The 18,346-nt window shown below is 59.2% G+C and carries 15 protein-coding genes; 7 read left to right on the forward strand and 8 right to left on the reverse strand.

What is annotated here, in order from left to right; all coding sequences use genetic code 11:
- Positions 1-170 precede the first annotated feature (170 nt).
- Positions 171-3,038: an EAL domain-containing protein gene (locus F8N43_RS12985; protein WP_150634575.1), complete on the forward strand. Its 2,868-nt coding sequence runs from the start codon at positions 171-173 to the stop codon at positions 3,036-3,038.
- 60 nt (positions 3,039-3,098) lie between these two features.
- Here F8N43_RS12985 and F8N43_RS12990 read toward each other — a convergent pair whose 3' ends face one another.
- Entirely contained in the window at positions 3,099-3,413 is a 315-nt protein-coding gene (locus F8N43_RS12990; protein WP_150634576.1) for a hypothetical protein, read from the reverse strand.
- 353 nt (positions 3,414-3,766) lie between these two features.
- On the opposite strand from F8N43_RS12990, the gene hexR reads away from it, so the two are divergent.
- Together hexR and F8N43_RS13000 are read left to right on the forward strand one after the other, a co-directional pair.
- Positions 3,767-4,633: a transcriptional regulator HexR gene (gene hexR, locus F8N43_RS12995; protein WP_008027445.1), complete on the forward strand. Its 867-nt coding sequence runs from the start codon at positions 3,767-3,769 to the stop codon at positions 4,631-4,633.
- Between the two features lie 216 nt (positions 4,634-4,849).
- Positions 4,850-5,059 (forward strand): PA3496 family putative envelope integrity protein, encoded by a 210-nt coding sequence (locus F8N43_RS13000; protein WP_010465375.1) that lies wholly within the window; start codon positions 4,850-4,852, stop codon positions 5,057-5,059.
- Here the strand turns inward: F8N43_RS13000 and F8N43_RS13005 are convergent.
- Positions 5,001-5,963: a LysR family transcriptional regulator gene (locus F8N43_RS13005; protein ID WP_150634577.1), complete on the reverse strand. Its 963-nt coding sequence runs from the start codon at positions 5,961-5,963 to the stop codon at positions 5,001-5,003. The genes F8N43_RS13000 and F8N43_RS13005 overlap by 59 nt on opposite strands.
- A 190-nt stretch (positions 5,964-6,153) precedes the next feature.
- On the opposite strand from F8N43_RS13005, the gene F8N43_RS13010 reads away from it, so the two are divergent.
- Both F8N43_RS13010 and oadA read left to right on the forward strand, forming a co-directional pair.
- Positions 6,154-7,569 (forward strand): acetyl-CoA carboxylase biotin carboxylase subunit, encoded by a 1,416-nt coding sequence (locus F8N43_RS13010; protein ID WP_150634578.1) that lies wholly within the window; start codon positions 6,154-6,156, stop codon positions 7,567-7,569.
- A gap of 11 nt (positions 7,570-7,580) precedes the next feature.
- A complete protein-coding gene (oadA, locus tag F8N43_RS13015) occupies positions 7,581-9,389 on the forward strand; it encodes a sodium-extruding oxaloacetate decarboxylase subunit alpha (protein WP_150634579.1) in 1,809 nt (602 codons plus the stop codon).
- 78 nt (positions 9,390-9,467) lie between these two features.
- On the opposite strand, the gene F8N43_RS13020 is transcribed toward oadA, so the two are convergent.
- From F8N43_RS13020 to F8N43_RS13030, 3 genes are all read right to left on the reverse strand, one after another.
- Positions 9,468-11,801 (reverse strand): autotransporter domain-containing protein, encoded by a 2,334-nt coding sequence (locus tag F8N43_RS13020; protein WP_224787827.1) that lies wholly within the window; start codon positions 11,799-11,801, stop codon positions 9,468-9,470.
- Positions 11,802-12,132: 331 nt separating this feature from the next.
- The gene (locus tag F8N43_RS13025; RefSeq protein WP_150634580.1) at positions 12,133-12,969 is read right to left on the reverse strand and encodes an amino acid ABC transporter permease; all 837 of its coding nucleotides are present in this window, start codon (positions 12,967-12,969) and stop codon (positions 12,133-12,135) included.
- Complete coding sequence (locus F8N43_RS13030; protein ID WP_150634581.1) at positions 12,966-13,787, reverse strand: ABC transporter substrate-binding protein; 822 nt, start codon at positions 13,785-13,787, stop codon at positions 12,966-12,968. The genes F8N43_RS13025 and F8N43_RS13030 overlap by 4 nt, the downstream gene beginning before the upstream one ends.
- A gap of 111 nt (positions 13,788-13,898) precedes the next feature.
- Between F8N43_RS13030 and F8N43_RS13035 the strand changes: the two genes are divergently transcribed.
- The gene (locus F8N43_RS13035; protein WP_150634582.1) at positions 13,899-14,798 is read left to right on the forward strand and encodes a homocysteine S-methyltransferase family protein; all 900 of its coding nucleotides are present in this window, start codon (positions 13,899-13,901) and stop codon (positions 14,796-14,798) included.
- Between the two features lie 125 nt (positions 14,799-14,923).
- Here the strand turns inward: F8N43_RS13035 and F8N43_RS13040 are convergent, their stop codons facing one another.
- Genes F8N43_RS13040 through F8N43_RS13050 form a run of 3 tightly spaced genes read right to left on the reverse strand, consistent with a single transcriptional unit; the run spans position 14,924 to position 16,692 of the window.
- A complete protein-coding gene (locus F8N43_RS13040; protein ID WP_150638234.1) occupies positions 14,924-15,595 on the reverse strand; it encodes a GNAT family N-acetyltransferase in 672 nt (223 codons plus the stop codon).
- Positions 15,596-15,612: 17 nt separating this feature from the next.
- Entirely contained in the window at positions 15,613-16,059 is a 447-nt protein-coding gene (locus F8N43_RS13045) for a GNAT family N-acetyltransferase (protein ID WP_150653885.1), read from the reverse strand.
- Positions 16,060-16,068: 9 nt separating this feature from the next.
- Positions 16,069-16,692: an FMN-binding negative transcriptional regulator gene (locus tag F8N43_RS13050; RefSeq protein ID WP_150653886.1), complete on the reverse strand. Its 624-nt coding sequence runs from the start codon at positions 16,690-16,692 to the stop codon at positions 16,069-16,071.
- Between the two features lie 90 nt (positions 16,693-16,782).
- On the opposite strand from F8N43_RS13050, the gene F8N43_RS13055 reads away from it, so the two are divergent.
- On the forward strand, positions 16,783-18,333 hold the full coding sequence (locus F8N43_RS13055) for a PLP-dependent aminotransferase family protein (RefSeq protein ID WP_150653887.1): 1,551 nt from the start codon (positions 16,783-16,785) through the stop codon (positions 18,331-18,333).
- Positions 18,334-18,346: the final 13 nt, after the last annotated feature.

Genomic DNA, 18,346 nt, shown 5'->3' on the forward strand with positions numbered 1-18,346 from the left:
CTGGCTGCAGGCGTTGGCGGGGCTCGCTTCCAGCGTTTTCGGGGGGCAAAGGTCCTTCGGACTTTAGTAAAAATTATGATCTGGAGCTGTTTGGTAAGGGCATTGGCTTGTGTATGCTCCGTCCACGTTTCGGGCTCATGCTCATCATTATAAGAACAAGAACATTGCCTATGACCCTCAGCTCCGACCTGTCGGGCCCCACTGTGGAGCCCCGGGTTATCCGCAAACAGTACGCCATGGAAATGGCGGTCGAGCGCACGCGCCTGCTTTACCAAGGATCGCTGCTGCCGACGCTGTTCATGCTGATCAATGGCCTGGTGTGCGCGGGATTGCTCTGGAGTCCGCAGCGCTACTTCCTGGTCAGCGTCTGGCTGGTGTGGCTGTTGTCGCTGGTGGCGTTGCGTGTGATTCAGGTCGCCGCTTTCGATTCGGCCATTCCCCATCGTCAGGCGCATCCGATCTGGCGTCGCATGTTTTTGCTCGGTTCGGCCATGACCGGCCTGACCCTCGCCGGCGCCGGCATCGCCCTGGTGCCCGCCGACAATTTCATCCAGCAAGCCTGGGTGTTTGGCCTGATCGGCGCGGCAGCGCTTTCGGCCAGCGTGGCCTACGCGGTCAGTCTTCCGGCCTTTCTATCCTTTACCTTGCCGTGTCTTTTGCCGGCCATTGCCTATTTATTCTGGGGCGGCGACCCGCAGGAGCAGGGCTGGGGCTGGTTCGGCCTGATTTTGCTGGGGGCGTTGAGCGTGGTCGCCTGGCAGGTCAATCGGCTGATTGACCGCGGGTTGTTGCGTCGCTTCCAGAATCAGGCACTGATCGAGCACTTGCAGCAGGCCCAGAGCTGTAGCGACCAGTTGAACCACGATCTGGCCAAAGAAATCGATCAGCGCCGTCGTGCCGAAGACGAGTTGCGCGAAATTCAGACTGGACTGGAAAGCCGCGTCGCCCAGCGCAGCCTGGAGTTGGATGCGGCCAACCAGGCCCTGAGCAAAAGTGAGGCGCGCCTGGCGCTGGCGTTGAAGGCCAGTGAGCTGGGGCTATGGGACTGGAACCTGCAAACCGACGAAGTCCATCACACGCATATTCAGGAATTGTTCGGCCTGGAGCCGGAGTTCGTGACGGCCATGTTGCGTCACCTCAAGCCGCGCCTGCATCCCGAGGACTTGCCGTCGCTGAGGCGCGCGCTGGTCGAGCATTTGAAGGGGCGCAGCGAGGACTATCAGATCGAATACCGCGTGCGCCATGGCGATGGTCATTGGGTCTGGATCGAGGACCGCGGTCGAGCGGTTGAGCGCAGCGAAAGCGGCCGGGTGATCCGCATGGTCGGCACCCGCCGTGACATCAGTGCCAGCAAGCGCCAGGAAGCGCAGCAGCAATTGGCCGCGACGGTGTTCGAGGCGGCCAGTGAAGGCATCATGATTTTCGATCCGAATTACGCACTTATCGCGGTAAACCAGGCGTTCAGCCGCTTAACGGGCTATGACATCGACGACATGCTCGGGCGCAATGTGGTGGAGTTGCCGTGCAGTCGCGACGCCCGCCGCCACTATGGGGCGATTCATCAGGCCCTGGAGCAGCACGGCAGTTGGCAGGGCGAACTGGTGGAAACCCGCAAGAACGGCGAGCTGTATCCGCAATGGCTGCAATTGAATGCGGTGCGGGATACGCGGGGAAATGTCAGTCATATTGTCGGCTTCTTCGCCGATCTCTCGGCGCGACGCGAATCCGAAGAGCGCATGCGCTACCTGACTCACTACGATGAACTGACCGGCCTGGCCAACCGCTCGCTGTTCCGCGAAAGGTTGCGCGAAGCCCATCAACGCGGGCGTCAGGGCGGACGCAGTCTGGCGTTGTTGCACATCAACCTTGATCGCTTCAAGTTGCTCAACGACAGCCTTGGCCATGAAATCGCCGATCAGCTGTTGCAGAAGATGGCTCGACGGCTGGTCCATGCACTACCGGAAGCCGACACCATTGCGCGATTGTCCGGCGATGAGTTCGCGGTGCTGTTCGATGCGTACGGCAGCCTCTCAAGCCTGGCGCGAGTGGCGACGCGCCTCTCGAGCAAATTGCGTGTGCCGGTGACTGTCGAGGGGCATGAGTTGGTGGTCAGCGCCTCCATGGGCATTAGCATGTTGCCGGATAACGCCAGGGAAATTTCTGCGTTGGTGAGCCAGTCGAACATGGCGATGCAACATGCCAAACACCTGGGCGGCAACAATTTCCAGTTCTACACCGACAGCCTGCAAGCGAGCACGCTTGAGCGCTTGCAGCTGGAAAACCAATTGCGTAAAGCCATCGAAGAGAAGCAGCTGAAGGTGTTTTACCAACCGAAGCTTTGCCTCGCCACGGGCCGGCTGAATGCCGCCGAGGCTTTGGTGCGCTGGGATCACCCGACCATGGGCAGCGTGCCGCCAGGAGACTTTATCGGTCTGGCCGAGGAAACCGGACTGATCGGCCCGATCGGCGAATTCGTGTTGCGCCAGGCGTGCTGGCAGGCTTGCGAATGGCAGCGCCAGGGGCTGGAGCCGATTCGGGTGTCGGTCAATTTGTCGGTGCATCAGTTGCGACAGGGCAAGCTGGTCAGCCTGGTGCGCCAGGTGTTGGAGGAAACCGGCCTGGCGCCGCACTACCTCGAACTGGAGCTCACGGAAAGCCAGTTGCTGGACAGCGTCGAACACATCATCGCGACCTTCCAGCAGTTGCGTGATCTTGGGGTGAAACTGGCCATCGACGACTTTGGCACCGGGTATTCGTCCCTGAGCTACCTCAAGCGCATTCCAGTGGATTACGTGAAGATCGATCAGGCGTTTATCCGCGGTCTGGGGGAGGGCAGTGTGGATGCCGCGATCACCCGGGCGATCATCGCCATGGCTCACGGGTTGTCGTTGAAGGTCGTGGCTGAAGGCGTGGAGCGGGCTGAGCAGCTCGAGTTCCTGCAGGCTGAGCGTTGTGATGAAGTGCAGGGGTATCTGATCAGTCGCCCGATAGACGCGGGTGGGTTGGCGGACCTTCTACGAGCGCAATCCTCTCATTGATTGTGCATCGTACAATCAGGCCTTCCCGCCACGTAAAGTGACGGGAAGGTATTTATAGACTTAGTTTGTAATCAGCACTTCATCGATGTGGTGAATTTTTTCGCCGTTATAGAAGATGCTCACGCCGGAAACATTAGAATCCCCCAGCGCTTTATATTCGACAACTTTGTCTGTTTCAACTTGCAGCGAAATGTCGTTGGAGTTTTCAAGAATCAACTCCAGTCGCAGATCAAAGGATTTATCCTGCAGAGCTGTCATCACCAGCTTAGGGGTAATGCCTGTGTGTGCGACGGTTACGGTGCCAGCGGTGCGGAAAGAAGCTGCGCCAGGCATGCGGTCGATTTGTGCGGTCCAGTTTTTGGTTTTAATGCTCATAGTGCGTAACTCCTGTAATTAAGTTTGATTGCTCCTGCACGATCAAAGTAACTAGGCGCCGTTGTTTTTGGAAGGGGGGTGTTAGTTGTATTTGTAAGTTTGAGTGTTTAATTAATTTGTTGTAATTGCAACTAAGCTTCGGAAACTTCGAGTAGGTCGATCAGGGGTGGTTGTCAGCCTCAAGGGTGTGCTTCGGTTGCGTTGGAGCACTGACAATGAGTGCTACATGAAGCGCGCACGCCTGAAAACGAGGGATTCGGTTACGCATTGAGCAGGCAAAAAGCCAATTCATGTAGTATAACTACAAGCTTGCTACATCCCCGGCACCTGCCAATAACAAAGAGTCCAGCCCCTTGAATCTGCTGCAACACATCGCCCAGTCACGCCACCTGTTACGCAAGTCGGAGCTGAAGGTCGCCGACCACGTGCTGCTTGATCCAGCGGCGGTGATGCACAGTTCCATGGCCGACCTGGCCCACAGCGTGGGCATCAGCGAACCGACCATCGTGCGGTTCTGCCGCGCCATTGGTTGTTCCGGGTTTCAGGATCTGAAATTAAAACTGGCGCAGAGCCTCGCGGCGGGTGCGAGCTTCGGCCAGTTTGCGATCCATGAAGATGATTCTGTCGCCGACTACAGCCTGAAAATCTTCGACACCACCCTGCACACCCTGATGGAGGTTCGCGAGAAGCTCGACCCGGTGGAATTGCAGCGGGCGGTATCGCTGATGTCCCAGGCTCAACGTGTCGAGTTTTATGGTTTTGGCGCCTCGGGTGCCGTGGCGGCGGATGCCCAGCACAAATTCTTCCGTTTGCTGCTGACGGCGGCCGCGTATTCTGACCCGCACATGCAAGCGATGTCGGCGGTCACGTTGAAGCCGACCGACGTCGCAATCTGCATTTCCCAGTCGGGGCGCTCCAAAGACCTGTTGATCACGGCCAACCTGGTGCGCGAAAGCGGCGCTTCGCTGATCACCTTGTGCCCGAGCCAGACACCGCTGGCTGAGCTGTCGACCGTCAATCTCGCGATCGATGTGCACGAAGACACTGAAATCTATACGCCGCTGACCTCGCGCATCGCCCACCTGGTGGTGATCGACGTGTTGGCGATGGGCGTGGCCATGGCGCGCGGGCCGAGCCTGGTCAACCACCTCAAGAGCGTCAAGCGCAGCCTGCGCAGCTTGCGGTTGTCGCCCAAGTCGGTGAAAGCGCTGGACGACTGACGTCGTCGTAAGGTCGTTCCGACCTTGATCGCGAGCAGGCTCGCTCCCACAGGGGCCGCGTCCGTCAGAACAACTCGGTCAAATGTGGGAGCGAGCCTGCTCGCGATGGCGTCATCGAAAACGCCGAAGATTCACATCCCTGTAACTCACCCGCCGCCAAACCGTCATCCCTCGGGCCCATCCTGTAACTCCCGTACTCGCCTTGGGAGACTCGAAATGGCCCAGCCCTACGAAGAACGCAACAGCGCCGTTAAAACCCGTCGTCAGCAAGAAGACCAGCGCCGCATGGAATTTCGCCGCGCCATCGAAGATCGCTGCGAGCGCCGCCAGCTGCTGGCCGAGATCGGCGATTTTTCTGATCTGGAACTCAACTACTGGCAGGCAGCGCCCGCAACTTCCCGTCGAAACGCTCAACCAGGGCGCTGATCTGCACCCGTTCGCTGCGGATAAACGCAAGGAATGCGTGGGCCACCGGCGACAGCCGTTTGGCCTTGGCCTGCACCAGGCACCAACTGCGAAACAGCGGCAGTTCTTCGACCGGTAGCTCGATCAGTCCACCGGTCGCCAATTCAAGGTTCAGGGCGTGGCGCGTCAACAGCGCAACGCCCAGACCCGCCAGCACACATTCACGCTGCGCTTCGGCCGATGCGACCTCCTGGGTCTGGTTGAAGTGCACGCGCTTTTCCTTGAAATACTCTTCGCACGCCAGTCGCGTACCCGAGCCGGGCTCGCGCAGTAGCAGTGTGTAGGGTTCGAGGTCCTGCAAGCGCAGCGGGCCCATGTGGCACAGCGGATGATCCGGTGGCGCCACGGCCACGATCGGATTGTTGAGGAATGGCAGAAACTCCAGCCCCATGTCCTGCGGCACCATGGACATGATCACCAGGTCATCGCGGTTGTCGGAGAGGCGGCGGATCACTTGCCCTCGGTTGACCACCGTCAGTTGCAGGTTCACTTCCGGATGCTGGCGTTTGAACGCGGCAAACAGGTGTGGCACGAAATACTTCGCGCTGGATTCCACTGCCAGCTTCAATTGGCCTTGCAGCGAGCCCTGCATGTCCGACAGCTGCATGTCGAGGTTTTCCAGGCGCCCGAAAATGTCCCGACTGGCACGTTGAAGAGCTTCGGCGGCTTCCGTCATATAGAGTTTTTTGCCGACGTAATCGAACAGCGGCTGACCAATCAGCTCCTCAAGTTGACGAATTTGTAAGCTCACAGCAGGTTGTGTAAGCGACATTTCGTCGGCCGCGCGGCTGTATGACCGTAAATCACAGACCTCATTGAAGATCTGCAATTGACGTAATGTCATACGCATCAATGACTTACGCATTATTTGAGCGCTCCCACAGCAGGCTGATAAATCAACTATAAGTCTTTACTTATGCCTGACCCAATAATTAATCATTTTTGTTTATTCCTTGTGGGGACTAGTGTGGGGCTGCGACTAAATTGAAACATTTGGTCACGCGTCGACCTGGTCTAGCAGGTCGTGGGTACCACCGGCTCAAGGGAACCTCCAAGTGATAACAAAGATCCTGATCGCCAACCGTGGTGAGATTGCCGTACGAATCGTGCGTGCCTGCGCCGAGATGGGCATTCGCTCGGTCGCGATCTATTCCGACGCCGACCGCCATGCCTTGCATGTGAAGCGCGCGGATGAAGCCCACAGCATCGGTGCCGAGCCCCTGGCTGGTTACCTGAATGCGCGCAAGCTGGTGAATCTGGCGGTAGAAACCGGTTGTGATGCGTTGCATCCCGGCTACGGTTTCCTCTCGGAAAACGCTGAACTGGCAGATATTTGCGCAGAACGCGGCATCAAGTTCATCGGTCCATCGGCTGAAGTGATTCGTCGCATGGGCGACAAGACTGAAGCCCGCCGCAGCATGATCAAGGCTGGCGTACCCGTCACCCCAGGCACCGAGGGCAACGTCGCGGACATCGCCGAGGCGTTGATCGAAGGCGACCGCATTGGTTATCCGGTGATGCTCAAGGCGACTTCCGGTGGTGGTGGCCGTGGTATCCGTCGCTGCGACAGCCGTGAAGAACTTGAACAAGCATTCCCTCGGGTCATTTCCGAAGCCACCAAGGCCTTCGGTTCGGCGGAAGTGTTCCTCGAAAAATGCATCGTCAATCCAAAACACATCGAAGCGCAGATCCTCGGTGACAGTTTTGGCAACGTGGTGCACCTGTTCGAGCGTGACTGCTCGATCCAGCGCCGTAACCAAAAGCTCATCGAGATCGCCCCGAGCCCGCAATTGACCCCGGAACAGCGCGCCTACATCGGCGACCTGTCGGTGCGTGCGGCCAAGGCCGTGGGCTACGAGAACGCCGGTACCGTGGAGTTCCTGCTCGCCGAGGGCGAGGTGTACTTCATGGAGATGAACACCCGGGTGCAGGTAGAACACACCATCACCGAAGAAATCACCGGCATCGACATCGTGCGTGAACAGATCCGCATCGCGTCGGGCCTGCCGCTTTCGGTGAAACAGGAAGATATCCAGCACCGCGGTTTCGCGCTGCAATTCCGGATCAACGCCGAAGACCCGAAAAACAACTTCCTGCCGAGTTTCGGCAAGATCACCCGTTACTACGCACCCGGCGGTCCTGGCGTGCGTACCGACACGGCGATCTACACCGGCTACACCATTCCGCCGTTCTACGACTCCATGTGTCTGAAACTGGTGGTGTGGGCGCTGACCTGGGAAGAAGCGATGGACCGTGGCTTGCGCGCCCTCGACGACATGCGTCTGCAAGGGGTCAAGACCACCGCCGCCTACTACCAGGAAATTCTGCGTAACCCGGAATTCCGTAGCGGCCAGTTCAACACCAGCTTCGTTGAAAGCCACCCGGAACTGACCAACTACTCGATCAAGCGCAAACCCGAAGAGCTGGCCCTGGCCATCGCCGCCGCCATCGCCGCCCACGCAGGCCTGTGAGGAAAAGAACAATGAGCAAGCAAATCCACGTTACCGACACAATCCTGCGCGACGCCCACCAATCGCTGCTCGCCACCCGCATGCGCACCGAAGACATGCTGCCGATCTGCGACAAGCTCGACAAAGTCGGCTACTGGTCGCTGGAATGCTGGGGCGGCGCAACCTTCGACGCCTGCGTACGCTTTCTAAAAGAAGACCCGTGGGAGCGTCTGCGCCAATTGCGCGCGGCGTTGCCTAACACGCGTCTGCAAATGCTCCTGCGTGGCCAGAACCTGCTGGGCTATCGCCACTACAGCGATGACGTGGTCAAAGCCTTCGTCGCCAAGGCAGCGGTCAACGGCATCGACGTGTTCCGTATCTTCGATGCGATGAACGACGTGCGTAACCTGCGCGTGGCCATCGAAGCGGTAAAAGCGTCGGGCAAACACGCCCAAGGCACCATCGCTTACACCACCAGCCCGGTGCACACCATCGATGCGTTCGTTGCGCAAGCCAAGCAAATGGAAGCCATGGGTTGCGACTCGGTGGCGATCAAGGACATGGCGGGCCTGCTGACGCCATACGCCACCGGCGAACTGGTCAAGGCGTTGAAAGCCGAGCAGTCGCTGCCCGTGTTCATTCACTCCCACGATACCGCTGGCATGGCGACCATGTGCCAGCTCAAGGCCATCGAAAACGGCGCCGATCACATCGACACCGCGATCTCCAGCTTCGCCTCGGGCACCAGCCACCCGGGTACCGAGTCGATGGTCGCTGCCCTGAAAGGCAGCGAATTCGACACCGGCCTGAATCTGGAGCTGCTGCAAGAGATCGGCTTGTACTTCTACGCCGTGCGCAAGAAGTACCACCAGTTCGAAAGCGAATTCACCGCCGTCGACACCCGCGTGCAAGTCAACCAGGTGCCGGGCGGGATGATTTCCAACCTGGCCAACCAGCTGAAAGAGCAGGGCGCGCTGAACCGCATGGGCGAAGTGCTCGCTGAAATTCCGCGCGTTCGTGAAGACCTCGGCTTCCCGCCGCTGGTGACCCCGACCTCGCAGATCGTCGGCACCCAGGCGTTCTTCAACGTGCTGGCCGGTGAGCGCTACAAGACCATCACCAACGAAGTGAAGCTCTACCTGCAAGGCGGCTACGGCAAGGCGCCGGGCACCGTGAACGAAAAACTGCGTCGCCAGGCCATTGGCAGCGAAGAAGTGATCGACGTTCGTCCGGCTGACCTGCTCAAGCCGGAAATGACCAAGCTGCGTGCCGAAATCGGCGCGGTGGCCAAGTCTGAAGAGGACGTGCTGACCTACGCGATGTTCCCGGACATCGGCCGCAAATTCCTCGAAGAACGCGCTGCGGGTACGCTCACTCCAGAAGTGCTGTTGCCGATTCCTGAAGCGGGTGGCGTAGCCTCTGCCGGTGGCGAAGGCGTGCCGACCGAGTTCGTCATCGACGTCCACGGCGAAACCTACCGCGTCGACATCACCGGTGTCGGCGTCAAGGCGGAAGGCAAGCGTCACTTCTACCTGTCCATCGACGGCATGCCGGAAGAAGTGGTGTTCGAACCACTCAACGAATTCGTCAGCGGCGGCAACAGCAAGCGCAAGCAAGCCACCGCGCCGGGCCATGTCAGCACCACCATGCCGGGCAACATCGTCGACGTGCTGGTCAAGGAAGGCGATGTTGTGAAAGCCGGCCAGGCCGTGCTGATCACCGAAGCGATGAAGATGGAGACCGAAGTGCAGGCGGCCATCGCCGGCAAAGTCACCGCCATCCACGTGGCCAAGGGCGATCGGGTGAATCCGGGCGAAATACTGATCGAGATCGAAGGCTGAGTTAACAGCCTCGATATAACGCTTTAAACCTCGGGGGGGCATGTGCTCCCCTTTTTTTTCGCCCGGGATTTGTGAGGGTTAGAAGGTCATTCGCCACTGACCCGTGACGCCATGGTTTCGGCTGTCGGTGCCGATCTCTCCGGTGGCGCCAACGCCCAGCGTATGCCGCGCCGAAAGAGACAGGTCGAGCCCGGCATCGAGCACCACGCTGTGACGATCCAGCGGTGCACCTTCCACGGTGAAGCGCGTGCCACCCGTCGCCAGTTTTTGTCGGGTGTGGCTCTCGAGTTCACCGTAAGTCTGCTTCCAGCCTGCGCTGAAACGCGGGGTCAACTGCATGCCGTTATCGAACGTATTGAGCTTCGCCACGCGCAGACCGAAGGTACTGTTGACGTTGTTGCGCGTTTGTCCCAAGACTTTCAGGGTCGCATCCCCACCTTTTTCTGTGTAGCCGTCGCGTTGGTAGCGCTGATAGCCGAGGCTGGCGAACGGTTCGATGCGGTAGACGTCGCGACCCAGGTTGTAACCCGCTTCTGCGAAGACTTGTTGCGTATTGGCCTCGTACTGACCTTTGGGATTGTCGCTGAATCCATTGAAGGCTACTCGACGTTTGGTGCTGCCATCGTGGCTGCTATGGGTGAGCCCCAAACGCAGCGCCAGTGGTCCATTCTGGCGCAGTGCATAGGCCCCCAAATGCCAGCTATCAAGGTCACCATCGAGTGTGCGGCTATCCAGGCGAGTGTCGGATTTGCCGCCGATCACACCCAAGCGCCATTCCTCATCAATTGCCCAATCAGCTCCCACGACCAGACCCTTGGTGGAATGGCGCAGAGCGTCATAGTCGCGATCCACTTTCCCACCATGTCCCAGCGCTTGCAGCCAGACTCTACCGTCGTTTTCGCTGCCGGCAGCCAAGCGAGGCGCGTTGTTTCGCCTGCCGGATTTGCTATCGGCGCTATCCAACTGACGCATGGCCGAAAGCATGCTGGCGCTGACCGGGGCGTCGCTGTTGAGGGTCATCTTGGCGAGATTGGCGGTGCTGTCACCAGCGAGTTGATCGAGGGCATTGGCCGCAGTGTCCACGGTCGAACCGAGGAGGGCAGCAATGGCGGCATTTGCTGAGGCCGCAGGTTCCACAACACTCTGGCCAAAGTTCTCGCTGTTGTCGTTGAGGGCGAAGTACCCCAACGGCAGTTCATTTCGAGCGTATTGCAGCAACACCTCGGTTTCGGACTGGAATAGTTTTGGAGTCAAGTACGCCAGATTACTGGTGACATGATCGAATTCACCGTCCACTTTGCTGGCCCGGAGCAGGGTGTATACGGTGCTGGTGGAATAGCTGCCCGGCAGTGCGACGAGATTCAGAGAGGCGTTCCAAAGCTCGGCTACACCGTCGACAACAAGGGTCGGTATTTGATCTGCAGCGGTTACTACATAAGATAACGTGGCGCTTTGCGAAAGGGTCAGCTCTCCTTTGACGTGGGGCGCCCCCAACAGCTCAGTGACCATTAGCGTACCGTCTACGAACAGGTCGCGAACTTCACCGTGCCCACCGTAGGTGCCGCCCTCGAAAACATCGACATCACCCGCGATACTGCCCCGATTGAACAGCTTCGCACCGCTCAACACTTCTGCTCCCAGGCCAAAGTCACCTTTGCCGATCAAAGTCCAGGCACCTTGGGCCACTCGCAAGCCAAGAAAGTTACGGGTCTGGCCGAGTATGCCGCCTTCGGGTGAGTCCAGGAGTATACCGTTCACCCCGTCGCCGCCCTGAATTTCCCCTGAAAAGCTGGCGCCCTTGTTGATGATCAACAGGTCATTTTCCTCCCCTAGCGCCAGCGAGACTCCATCGATGCTTGCGTACTGCCCTGAAGCAGTAGTGCGCTTGGTTGTGTCGGCTTTTGCAAAGTCCAAGAACGTGAGCAGCACGTCGTCGTTTACCGGTTCGAAAGGGGTGTCAGGTGTCTTGTGAGTTTCATCATGCTGATCCATCGAAGGGGGCAATTTCCCGGTTGCTAACGGGTCATTGATGATCGGCTCGGCGGTGATGTGCTCTGCGACTGTTTCGGGCAGGTTGGGTAAGAGTGAATCGTTGGGCGTTTCGGGAAACTCATAAAGATCTGCAGCAAGATCCACAGGTTCCGGAGCCGGTGGAGCGGATTCCACCGGAATGGACGGTTCTTTCGGTTCAGGCGCAGCGGCGTTGACGGCATGCGACATCGGGCCAATGAAGTTTCTGATCGCCAGAAGGTCGTCTTTTTTCGGCCACAGCGCTGCACTAGTCTTCTTGACAGGAGCTTCGATGACGGTAACAGGCTCTGCTTGCTGAGCCATGGACAGCTCGATGCTGCCGAGTGTGAGGGCGATCGCTAATGCGAGTCGGTGCGGGCGATGGGTGTAAGGCTTGGGCATTGAGTGCGACCTCGTTTTTCAGGAGGTCGAACTTTAGGAGGCAGGCCCAGTGCTTGAATGCCGGGCGTTTCGGGCATTTCTGCAGGGTCTTGGACATTCGGTTGTAGCTAAAATTGGGCGTTGAAGTCTACTTGCGCAGCGGCCTTCATGAGCCGGGGTTTTTGCCTACAGCATTTCAGGACCGGTCTGTTTGTTAAGGCCTGGAAACTCGTCTACCCATAGCTGATTGCTCTGGAGAGCCCGGCTTGCCGGCGATGGCGCCCTCGAGATCGTCATCGCCAGCAAGCCCGTTCTACAAGGGTTGCGCATGTTCGAAAGCTGCAATCCTTCCCTAGCTGCGACCCAAATACGCCTTCCCGTAATGCCGCTCCATCCGCGCCTGAATCAGCTCCAACCCAATCGACATCACCCAGTAAATAATCGCCGCGGTCGTCAGCATCTCGATATACCGATAGCTCGACCGCCCATACGATTGCGCCAGAAACATCACTTCCCAAACGCCCATCACCGAGATCAGTGACGAGTCTTTGAGCATCGAGATGAATTGATTGGTGGTCGGCGGGATGATGGTGCGCATGGCTTGTGGCAGGGTGACGCGCCAGAAGATCACGGTTTCGCGCATGCCCAGTGCCAGCGAGGCTTCGCGTTGGCCGTGGGGGACGCCGAGGATGCCGGCGCGGAAGATTTCGCTCAGGTACGCGCCGTAGTTCAGCGACAGGGCGATGATGCCGGCGGCGACGGCGCCCGGCACAATGCCGAGTTGCGGCAGACCCAGGTAGATCAGCAGGATCTGGATCAGCAAAGGGGTGCCGCGAAAGAACGAGGCGTAAAAACTCGCAATCCCGAAGGCCACAGCGCTTTTCGACAGTCGTGCAATGGCCGTGATGAAGCCCAGCAGCGACGATGCGAGGATCGAGCACAGGCACAAAAACAGTGTCAGCGCCGCGCCCTGCAGAAAGCCGTTCGGCGCCAGGTGCAGGCCGATCAGGTTGGGCAGTTTGTCGAGGATGATCGAGAACTTCAGGTCGAAGCTCAGGAAGAAACTGGCGAACAGACCCAGCATTGCCGCCCAGGTCAGGTACAGCCGCGTGCGAAAACCGAAGAACCGTTGCAGCCGAGACTCAGCCGCCGGTTGTGGCGGCTGAGGAGGGTTGGGAAAGGAAGTCATTTGCTGATGTCGGCGCCGATCCATTTTTGCGAGAGCTTGCTCAGGGTGCCGTCCTGTTTCAGTTGCGCGAAGACGTCACGCACCTTGGCGTCCCACTGCGCGTCGCCTTTTTCGATGGCCACCGAGTTCGGCTCCGAGTACAGCGGTTCGCCGGCGAGCTTGAAGCGTTTGTCTTCGGTCAGTCGCGGCTGCGCGGTAACCAGGTTGGTGAGGACCGCATCCAGTCGCACGCCAGTACCCAGCCCCAGATCCTGGAACGCCACGTTGTCGGTGTCGTACGGGGCGATTTGCACATTCTCGAAGGGGTACTGCAACTGCGTGTCTTCGGCGCCTTCGATCACCAGATTTTTGTTCAGGTAGCTTTCGTAGCTGGAGGCGCTGGTGAGGCCGACTTTCTTGCCGCTCAGATCCTTGGCGCTGTGGATGCTGTCGTCCTTGGCGTTGACCACGATCACCGCCGGTGAGGCGTAGTACTCGACCGGGAAGTCGAAGACTTCGGCGCGGGCCTTGCTCGGGGTCATGGAGCAGATGCAAATGTCATAGCGCCCGCTCCAGCGGCCGGCGGCGATCACGTCCCAGGATGGCGTTTCGAGGCGCAGTTTGACCCCGAGTTTATTCGCCACGGCTTTGGCCACATCAACATCGAAGCCGTCGAGTTGGTTCTGGTCATTGAGGAACGAGAAGGGTGGATAGCTTTCCATCAGCACGCCGACCAGTTCTTTCTTTTGCTCGATGCGGTCCAGCGTTGCGCCGCCGAAGGCATGGGTGGAGGCGGCCAGAATCGTCAGGCCCAGGGCCAGGAGTGGTTGAAGTTTCACAGTCGATCCCTGAAAAAAATTGGTTGTTATTCACCGAATGGTACGTATTAAATAGTTATAAATATGACTCCGGTAGTGAGTTTTTTTCATAAGCTTATGAGTGAAAAGCATATGGGCGCAGCAAGCACAGTGATTCTGGATGGCGGCATGGGTCGTGAGTTGCAGCGCCGCGGTGCGCCATTCAGGCAGCCTGAATGGTCGGCGCTGGCCTTGAGCGAAGCGCCGCAGGCCGTGGAGGCGGTGCACGCGGCTTATATCGAAAGCGGTGCGAACGTGATCACCAGCAACAGTTACGCGGTGGTGCCGTTTCACATTGGCGAAGCGCGTTTTGCTGCTGAGGGGCAGGCGCTTGCAGCGCTGGCCGGTGAGCTGGCACGGCGTGCGGTTGATGCCTCGGGCAAACCGGTTCGCCTGGCGGGCTCACTGCCGCCGCTGTTTGGCTCCTACCGCCCAGACCTGTTCGACGCCAGTCGGGTAACTGAACTGCTGACGCCGCTGGTAAACGGCCTGGCACCCTATGTTGATTTGTGGCTGGCGGAAACCCAGAGTTCGATCGTTGAAGCGCGAGCGATTCACGCCGGTCTGCCGAAAGACGGCAAGCCGTTCTGGCTGTCGTTTACCCTGAAGGATGAGGACACGGACGAAGTCCCGCGTTTACGCTCCGGTGAGCCTGTGGCTGAAGCGGCTGCGGTGGCTGCCGAGCTGGGCGTCGAGACGTTGCTGTTCAACTGCAGCCAACCGGAAGTGATCGGTGCGGCGATTGATGCAGCGCGAGAAACCTTCGAGCGTTTGGGGGTGAAGATTCACATCGGCGCGTATGCCAATGCCTTCCCGCCGCAACCGAAAGAGGCGACGGCCAATGATGGTCTGGACCCGTTGCGCGAGGACCTTGATCCGCCGGGTTATCTGCAGTGGGCGGCCGATTGGCAGAAGCGCGGCGCCAGCCATTTGGGTGGGTGCTGCGGGATTGGGCCGGAGCATATTGCGGTGTTGGCCCAGAAGTTGGGGTGAAGCCAATCGCCGGCAAGCCGGTCTCGCTCCCACATTGGATTGGGGCTGTTCACAAATGTGTGGTCAACCCAAAACCCTGTGGGAGCGAGCCTGCTCGCGATGGCGTCCGAAAGGGCGCCGCTGATTTACCCGCGACACTCAGCCAGAGTTTTCACCTGCCCCGAACCCGTCTGATTCTCATCAGACAGCCACCGCTCAAACCCCGCACCAATCGCCGGCCATTCCGAATCCAGAATCGAATACCACGCGGTATCCCGGTTCTGACCCTTCACCACCATGTGCTGGCGGAACACCCCTTCAAAACTGAACCCCAACCGCTCCGCCGCGTACTTGGAGCGTGCGTTGCCGTTGTTGCATTTCCACTCCAGACGCCGGTAGCCCAGCGCAAACGACTCTTTGGCCAGCAGATACACCGCTTCGGTACTTTTTGGCGAACGCTGCATCGACGCGCCGAAGGTGACGTGGCCGATCTCGATGCGACCTTGTGCCGGAACGATCGACATCAAGCTGAGAATGCCTTGCACATCACCGCTGGCACGGTCGATCACGCAGAAGAAATACGGGTCGCTGTTGGCGGCGTGGTTGTTCAGCCAGTCGTTGAAAACGCTGCGCTCCGGGAAAGGACCGTAAGGCAAATAGTCCCAGAGTTTCGGGTCGGCGCCGGGACCTTGCAGGGCTTTCCACAAACCGTCGGCGTGACGCGCCGGGTCAAGTTTTTCCAGGCGAATAAACCGCCCTTCGAGGGTTTGCACGGAGGGGGCTGGGGCACCTTTCCAGTCTGCGAGTGAATTCGTCATGTCGTTCTCCTTGAACACTAAAGGGCTTTGCGAAACTGGATGAAACCAGGGCGTTCAGCGATGCGCTCGTAAAGCTGGATCGCGGTGGCGTTGGTTTCGTGGGTCAACCAGTGGACCTTGCAGCAACCGTCCGCTTGGGCGGTCGCGTAGACAAACTCGATCAGCTTGCGGCCGACGCCAGTGCCGCGGGTTTCGGGTGTCACCAACAGATCTTGAAGGTAGCAGGAGTTTTCGATGCTCCAGTTCGACCGATGGTAGATGAAGTTCACCATGCCGACCGCTTTGCCGTCGCTCCAGGCCAGTGCCGAATGTGTCGGTTCATTCGAGTCGAGCAGGCGTTGCCACGTGCTGTCAGTGACCGCCTCAGGCAGTTCGGTGTTGTAGAAGCGCAGGTAGGCCTGCCACAACGGCAGCCACGCCGCGTGATCGTCGGCGGTGACCTGGCGGATTTCAATCTGACTCATGTTCAATCCTTAGCGCATCAAGTGGGCGAGGGCCTGATCATGCGTATCGGGGCTGGCAGCAAGCCCCTCGCGCACGCCGGCGATGTCTGCGGTGCTGCGGTTCTGACTGAGTTTGCGTTTGCCTTCCAGGCGGTGGATCGGCAGGGCAAACCCGACGATGGCCTTGAGCATGCCGTCGATGTAGTCGGCGGGTGCATCGGCGACTTTCCACGGTTGGTCGCGACCGGCTTCATGGCGGTCGGTCAACGCACTGACCAGGTTGAGCAGGCGGTCGGCATCGCTGAAAACCTCTGCGGTGCCGTAAGCGTGTACAGCGACGTAGTTCCAGGTCGGCACGACTTTGCCGTGCTCGGCTTTGCTCGGATAAAACCCCGGGCTGACGTAAGCGTCGGCACCGGCAAAAATGACCAACGCTTCGGCACCGTTCTGTAGTGCCTTCCATTGCGGATTGGCCCGGGCGAAGTGACCGTACAGAGTGCCATTCGGACCTTGGTCAGGGCTGAACAGCAGCGGCAGATGACTGGCTTGCAGACCCTGCTCGTCGTGGGTGACCACCACGGCCAGGCGCGTATCGAGTATCTGCTGCTGCAGTTCATGCAAATCTTTGATGGCAAAGCCGTTGGGGTTGTACATGGAAAAATTCCTTGGCGAATGCGTCCATCCTAGGCAGGCTATTGGTCTGTTGTAAGAGCCATTAACGACCAATTTAATAGGTCCATTGTCATGAGCGAAGCGCCGCTTTCCCTGTCGTTCAACCCCGCAGGCATCGAACTTGACCGCCGTCAGGGTCTCAGTCGCCAGCTCTATCAAGCCTTGCGCGTGCGGGTGCTCGACGGGCGACTGGCCAGCGGCACGCGATTGCCGGCCAGTCGGGATTTGGCGGCAGCGCTGGCAATTTCTCGCAACAGCGTGGTTCGCGCCTACGATCAGCTCTACGCAGAAGGCTTCATCGAGGGGCGTGTCGGTGACGGGACTTACGTCGCGCAATTGCCTCAAGCGTCGCGGCCCACGAAAAAACTATCCACAAAAGTATCCACAGGGTTTTCAACAGGGTTACCCACAGCCTTATCCACAAATTGGCTGGATTTACCTGTGGTTCCATCCAGTAAAGTTATCCACAGCGGAGCGCTGGGGCGCGTTGAAAAGAACCATTTGGCCACGCCGCCCAGTGGTCCGCCCCGGGCTTTTCGGGTGGGTGTTCCGGCGTTCGATCTTTTTCCTTTCGAGGTGTGGGCCAAGTTGAACGCGGCTTTCTGGCGAAAACCGGATTTGCAGCAACTGTGTTATGGCGATCCGGCGGGGGATGCGCGCTTGCGCGCAATGATTGCTGCTTATTTGCGCAGTTCCAGAGGCATGCAGTGCACGGCTGAGCAAATAGTGATCACCAGTGGCGCGCAGCAGGGGATTAGCCTTTGTGCACAGCTGCTGGTGGAGCCGGGCGACGGCGTGGCGATTGAAAATCCGGGGTATCGGGCGGCGGGTCATGCGTTCGCCGTGGCCGGTGCGAAATTGCACGGAGTGTCGGTGGACAATGAGGGGATCGACTGCACCGAACTGGCCCGGCTCAGCGATTGTCGGCTGGCCTATGTCACGCCTTCGCATCAATACCCGACCGGGGTGGTGATGAGCCTGGCGCGACGCCTTGAACTACTCGCTTGGGCAGAGCGCAACCAAGGCTGGATCGTCGAGGACGACTACGATGGCGAATACCGTTACAGCGGCGCTCCCCTGGCGCCGTTGGCGGCACTCGATCGGCAGGGTCGGGTCTTGTACGTCGGGACCTTTGGCAAAGTCGCGTTCCCGGCGTTGCGCCTGGGTTATCTGGTGTTGCCGCCCGCACTGGTGCAGGCGTTTTCTCAACGTCGAGCGGTGGACGTTCGGCATTCCGAAGTCAGCACCCAAGCGGTGATGGCCGAGTTCATGGCCACCGGGCATTTCCAGCGGCACATCCGCCGCATGCGCCGTGCGGCCCTGAGTCGACGCAATACATTGTTGGCCGGCTGGCCGCAGAACATCCCCGGCATCGGCAGCCTGCCGAGTGTTGCGGCAGGATTGCATATGACGGTGCCGGTCGAATCACAGGCCCGCGAGTACGAACTGATAGAAGCAGCCGCCAGCGTCGATGTCGAGATCAATGCACTGAGCAGCTATTGGCTGCCGGATTCGCAGCAACCGGTGGACCAGCGTGCCGGGCTGGTCCTGGGTTTCGCGGCCGTGCCCGTGGCGGCCATCAGTACCGCACTCGGGCAACTGGAAAAGGTCTGGCGCCGTTAAGCGGTTGCGGTTC

The sequence above is a fragment of the Pseudomonas fluorescens genome (assembly GCF_902498065.1).
Classification (GTDB): Bacteria; Pseudomonadota; Gammaproteobacteria; order Pseudomonadales; family Pseudomonadaceae; genus Aquipseudomonas; species Aquipseudomonas fluorescens_BJ.

Excerpts from the sequence above, each read along its gene's own strand:
- F8N43_RS12985 (WP_150634575.1), top strand. The coding sequence starts at position 171 with ATGACCCTCAGCTCCGACCTGTCGGGCCCCACTGTGGAGCCCCGGGTT.
- F8N43_RS12990 (WP_150634576.1), bottom strand. The coding sequence starts at position 3,413 with ATGAGCATTAAAACCAAAAACTGGACCGCACAAATCGACCGCATGCCT.
- F8N43_RS13000 (WP_010465375.1), top strand. The coding sequence starts at position 4,850 with ATGGCCCAGCCCTACGAAGAACGCAACAGCGCCGTTAAAACCCGTCGT.
- F8N43_RS13005 (WP_150634577.1), bottom strand. The coding sequence starts at position 5,963 with ATGCGTAAGTCATTGATGCGTATGACATTACGTCAATTGCAGATCTTC.
- oadA (WP_150634579.1), top strand. The coding sequence starts at position 7,581 with ATGAGCAAGCAAATCCACGTTACCGACACAATCCTGCGCGACGCCCAC.
- F8N43_RS13020 (WP_224787827.1), bottom strand. The coding sequence starts at position 11,801 with ATGCCCAAGCCTTACACCCATCGCCCGCACCGACTCGCATTAGCGATC.
- F8N43_RS13025 (WP_150634580.1), bottom strand. The coding sequence starts at position 12,969 with ATGACTTCCTTTCCCAACCCTCCTCAGCCGCCACAACCGGCGGCTGAG.
- F8N43_RS13035 (WP_150634582.1), top strand. The coding sequence starts at position 13,899 with ATGGGCGCAGCAAGCACAGTGATTCTGGATGGCGGCATGGGTCGTGAG.
- F8N43_RS13040 (WP_150638234.1), bottom strand. The coding sequence starts at position 15,595 with ATGACGAATTCACTCGCAGACTGGAAAGGTGCCCCAGCCCCCTCCGTG.
- F8N43_RS13045 (WP_150653885.1), bottom strand. The coding sequence starts at position 16,059 with ATGAGTCAGATTGAAATCCGCCAGGTCACCGCCGACGATCACGCGGCG.
- F8N43_RS13050 (WP_150653886.1), bottom strand. The coding sequence starts at position 16,692 with ATGTACAACCCCAACGGCTTTGCCATCAAAGATTTGCATGAACTGCAG.
- F8N43_RS13055 (WP_150653887.1), top strand. The coding sequence starts at position 16,783 with ATGAGCGAAGCGCCGCTTTCCCTGTCGTTCAACCCCGCAGGCATCGAA.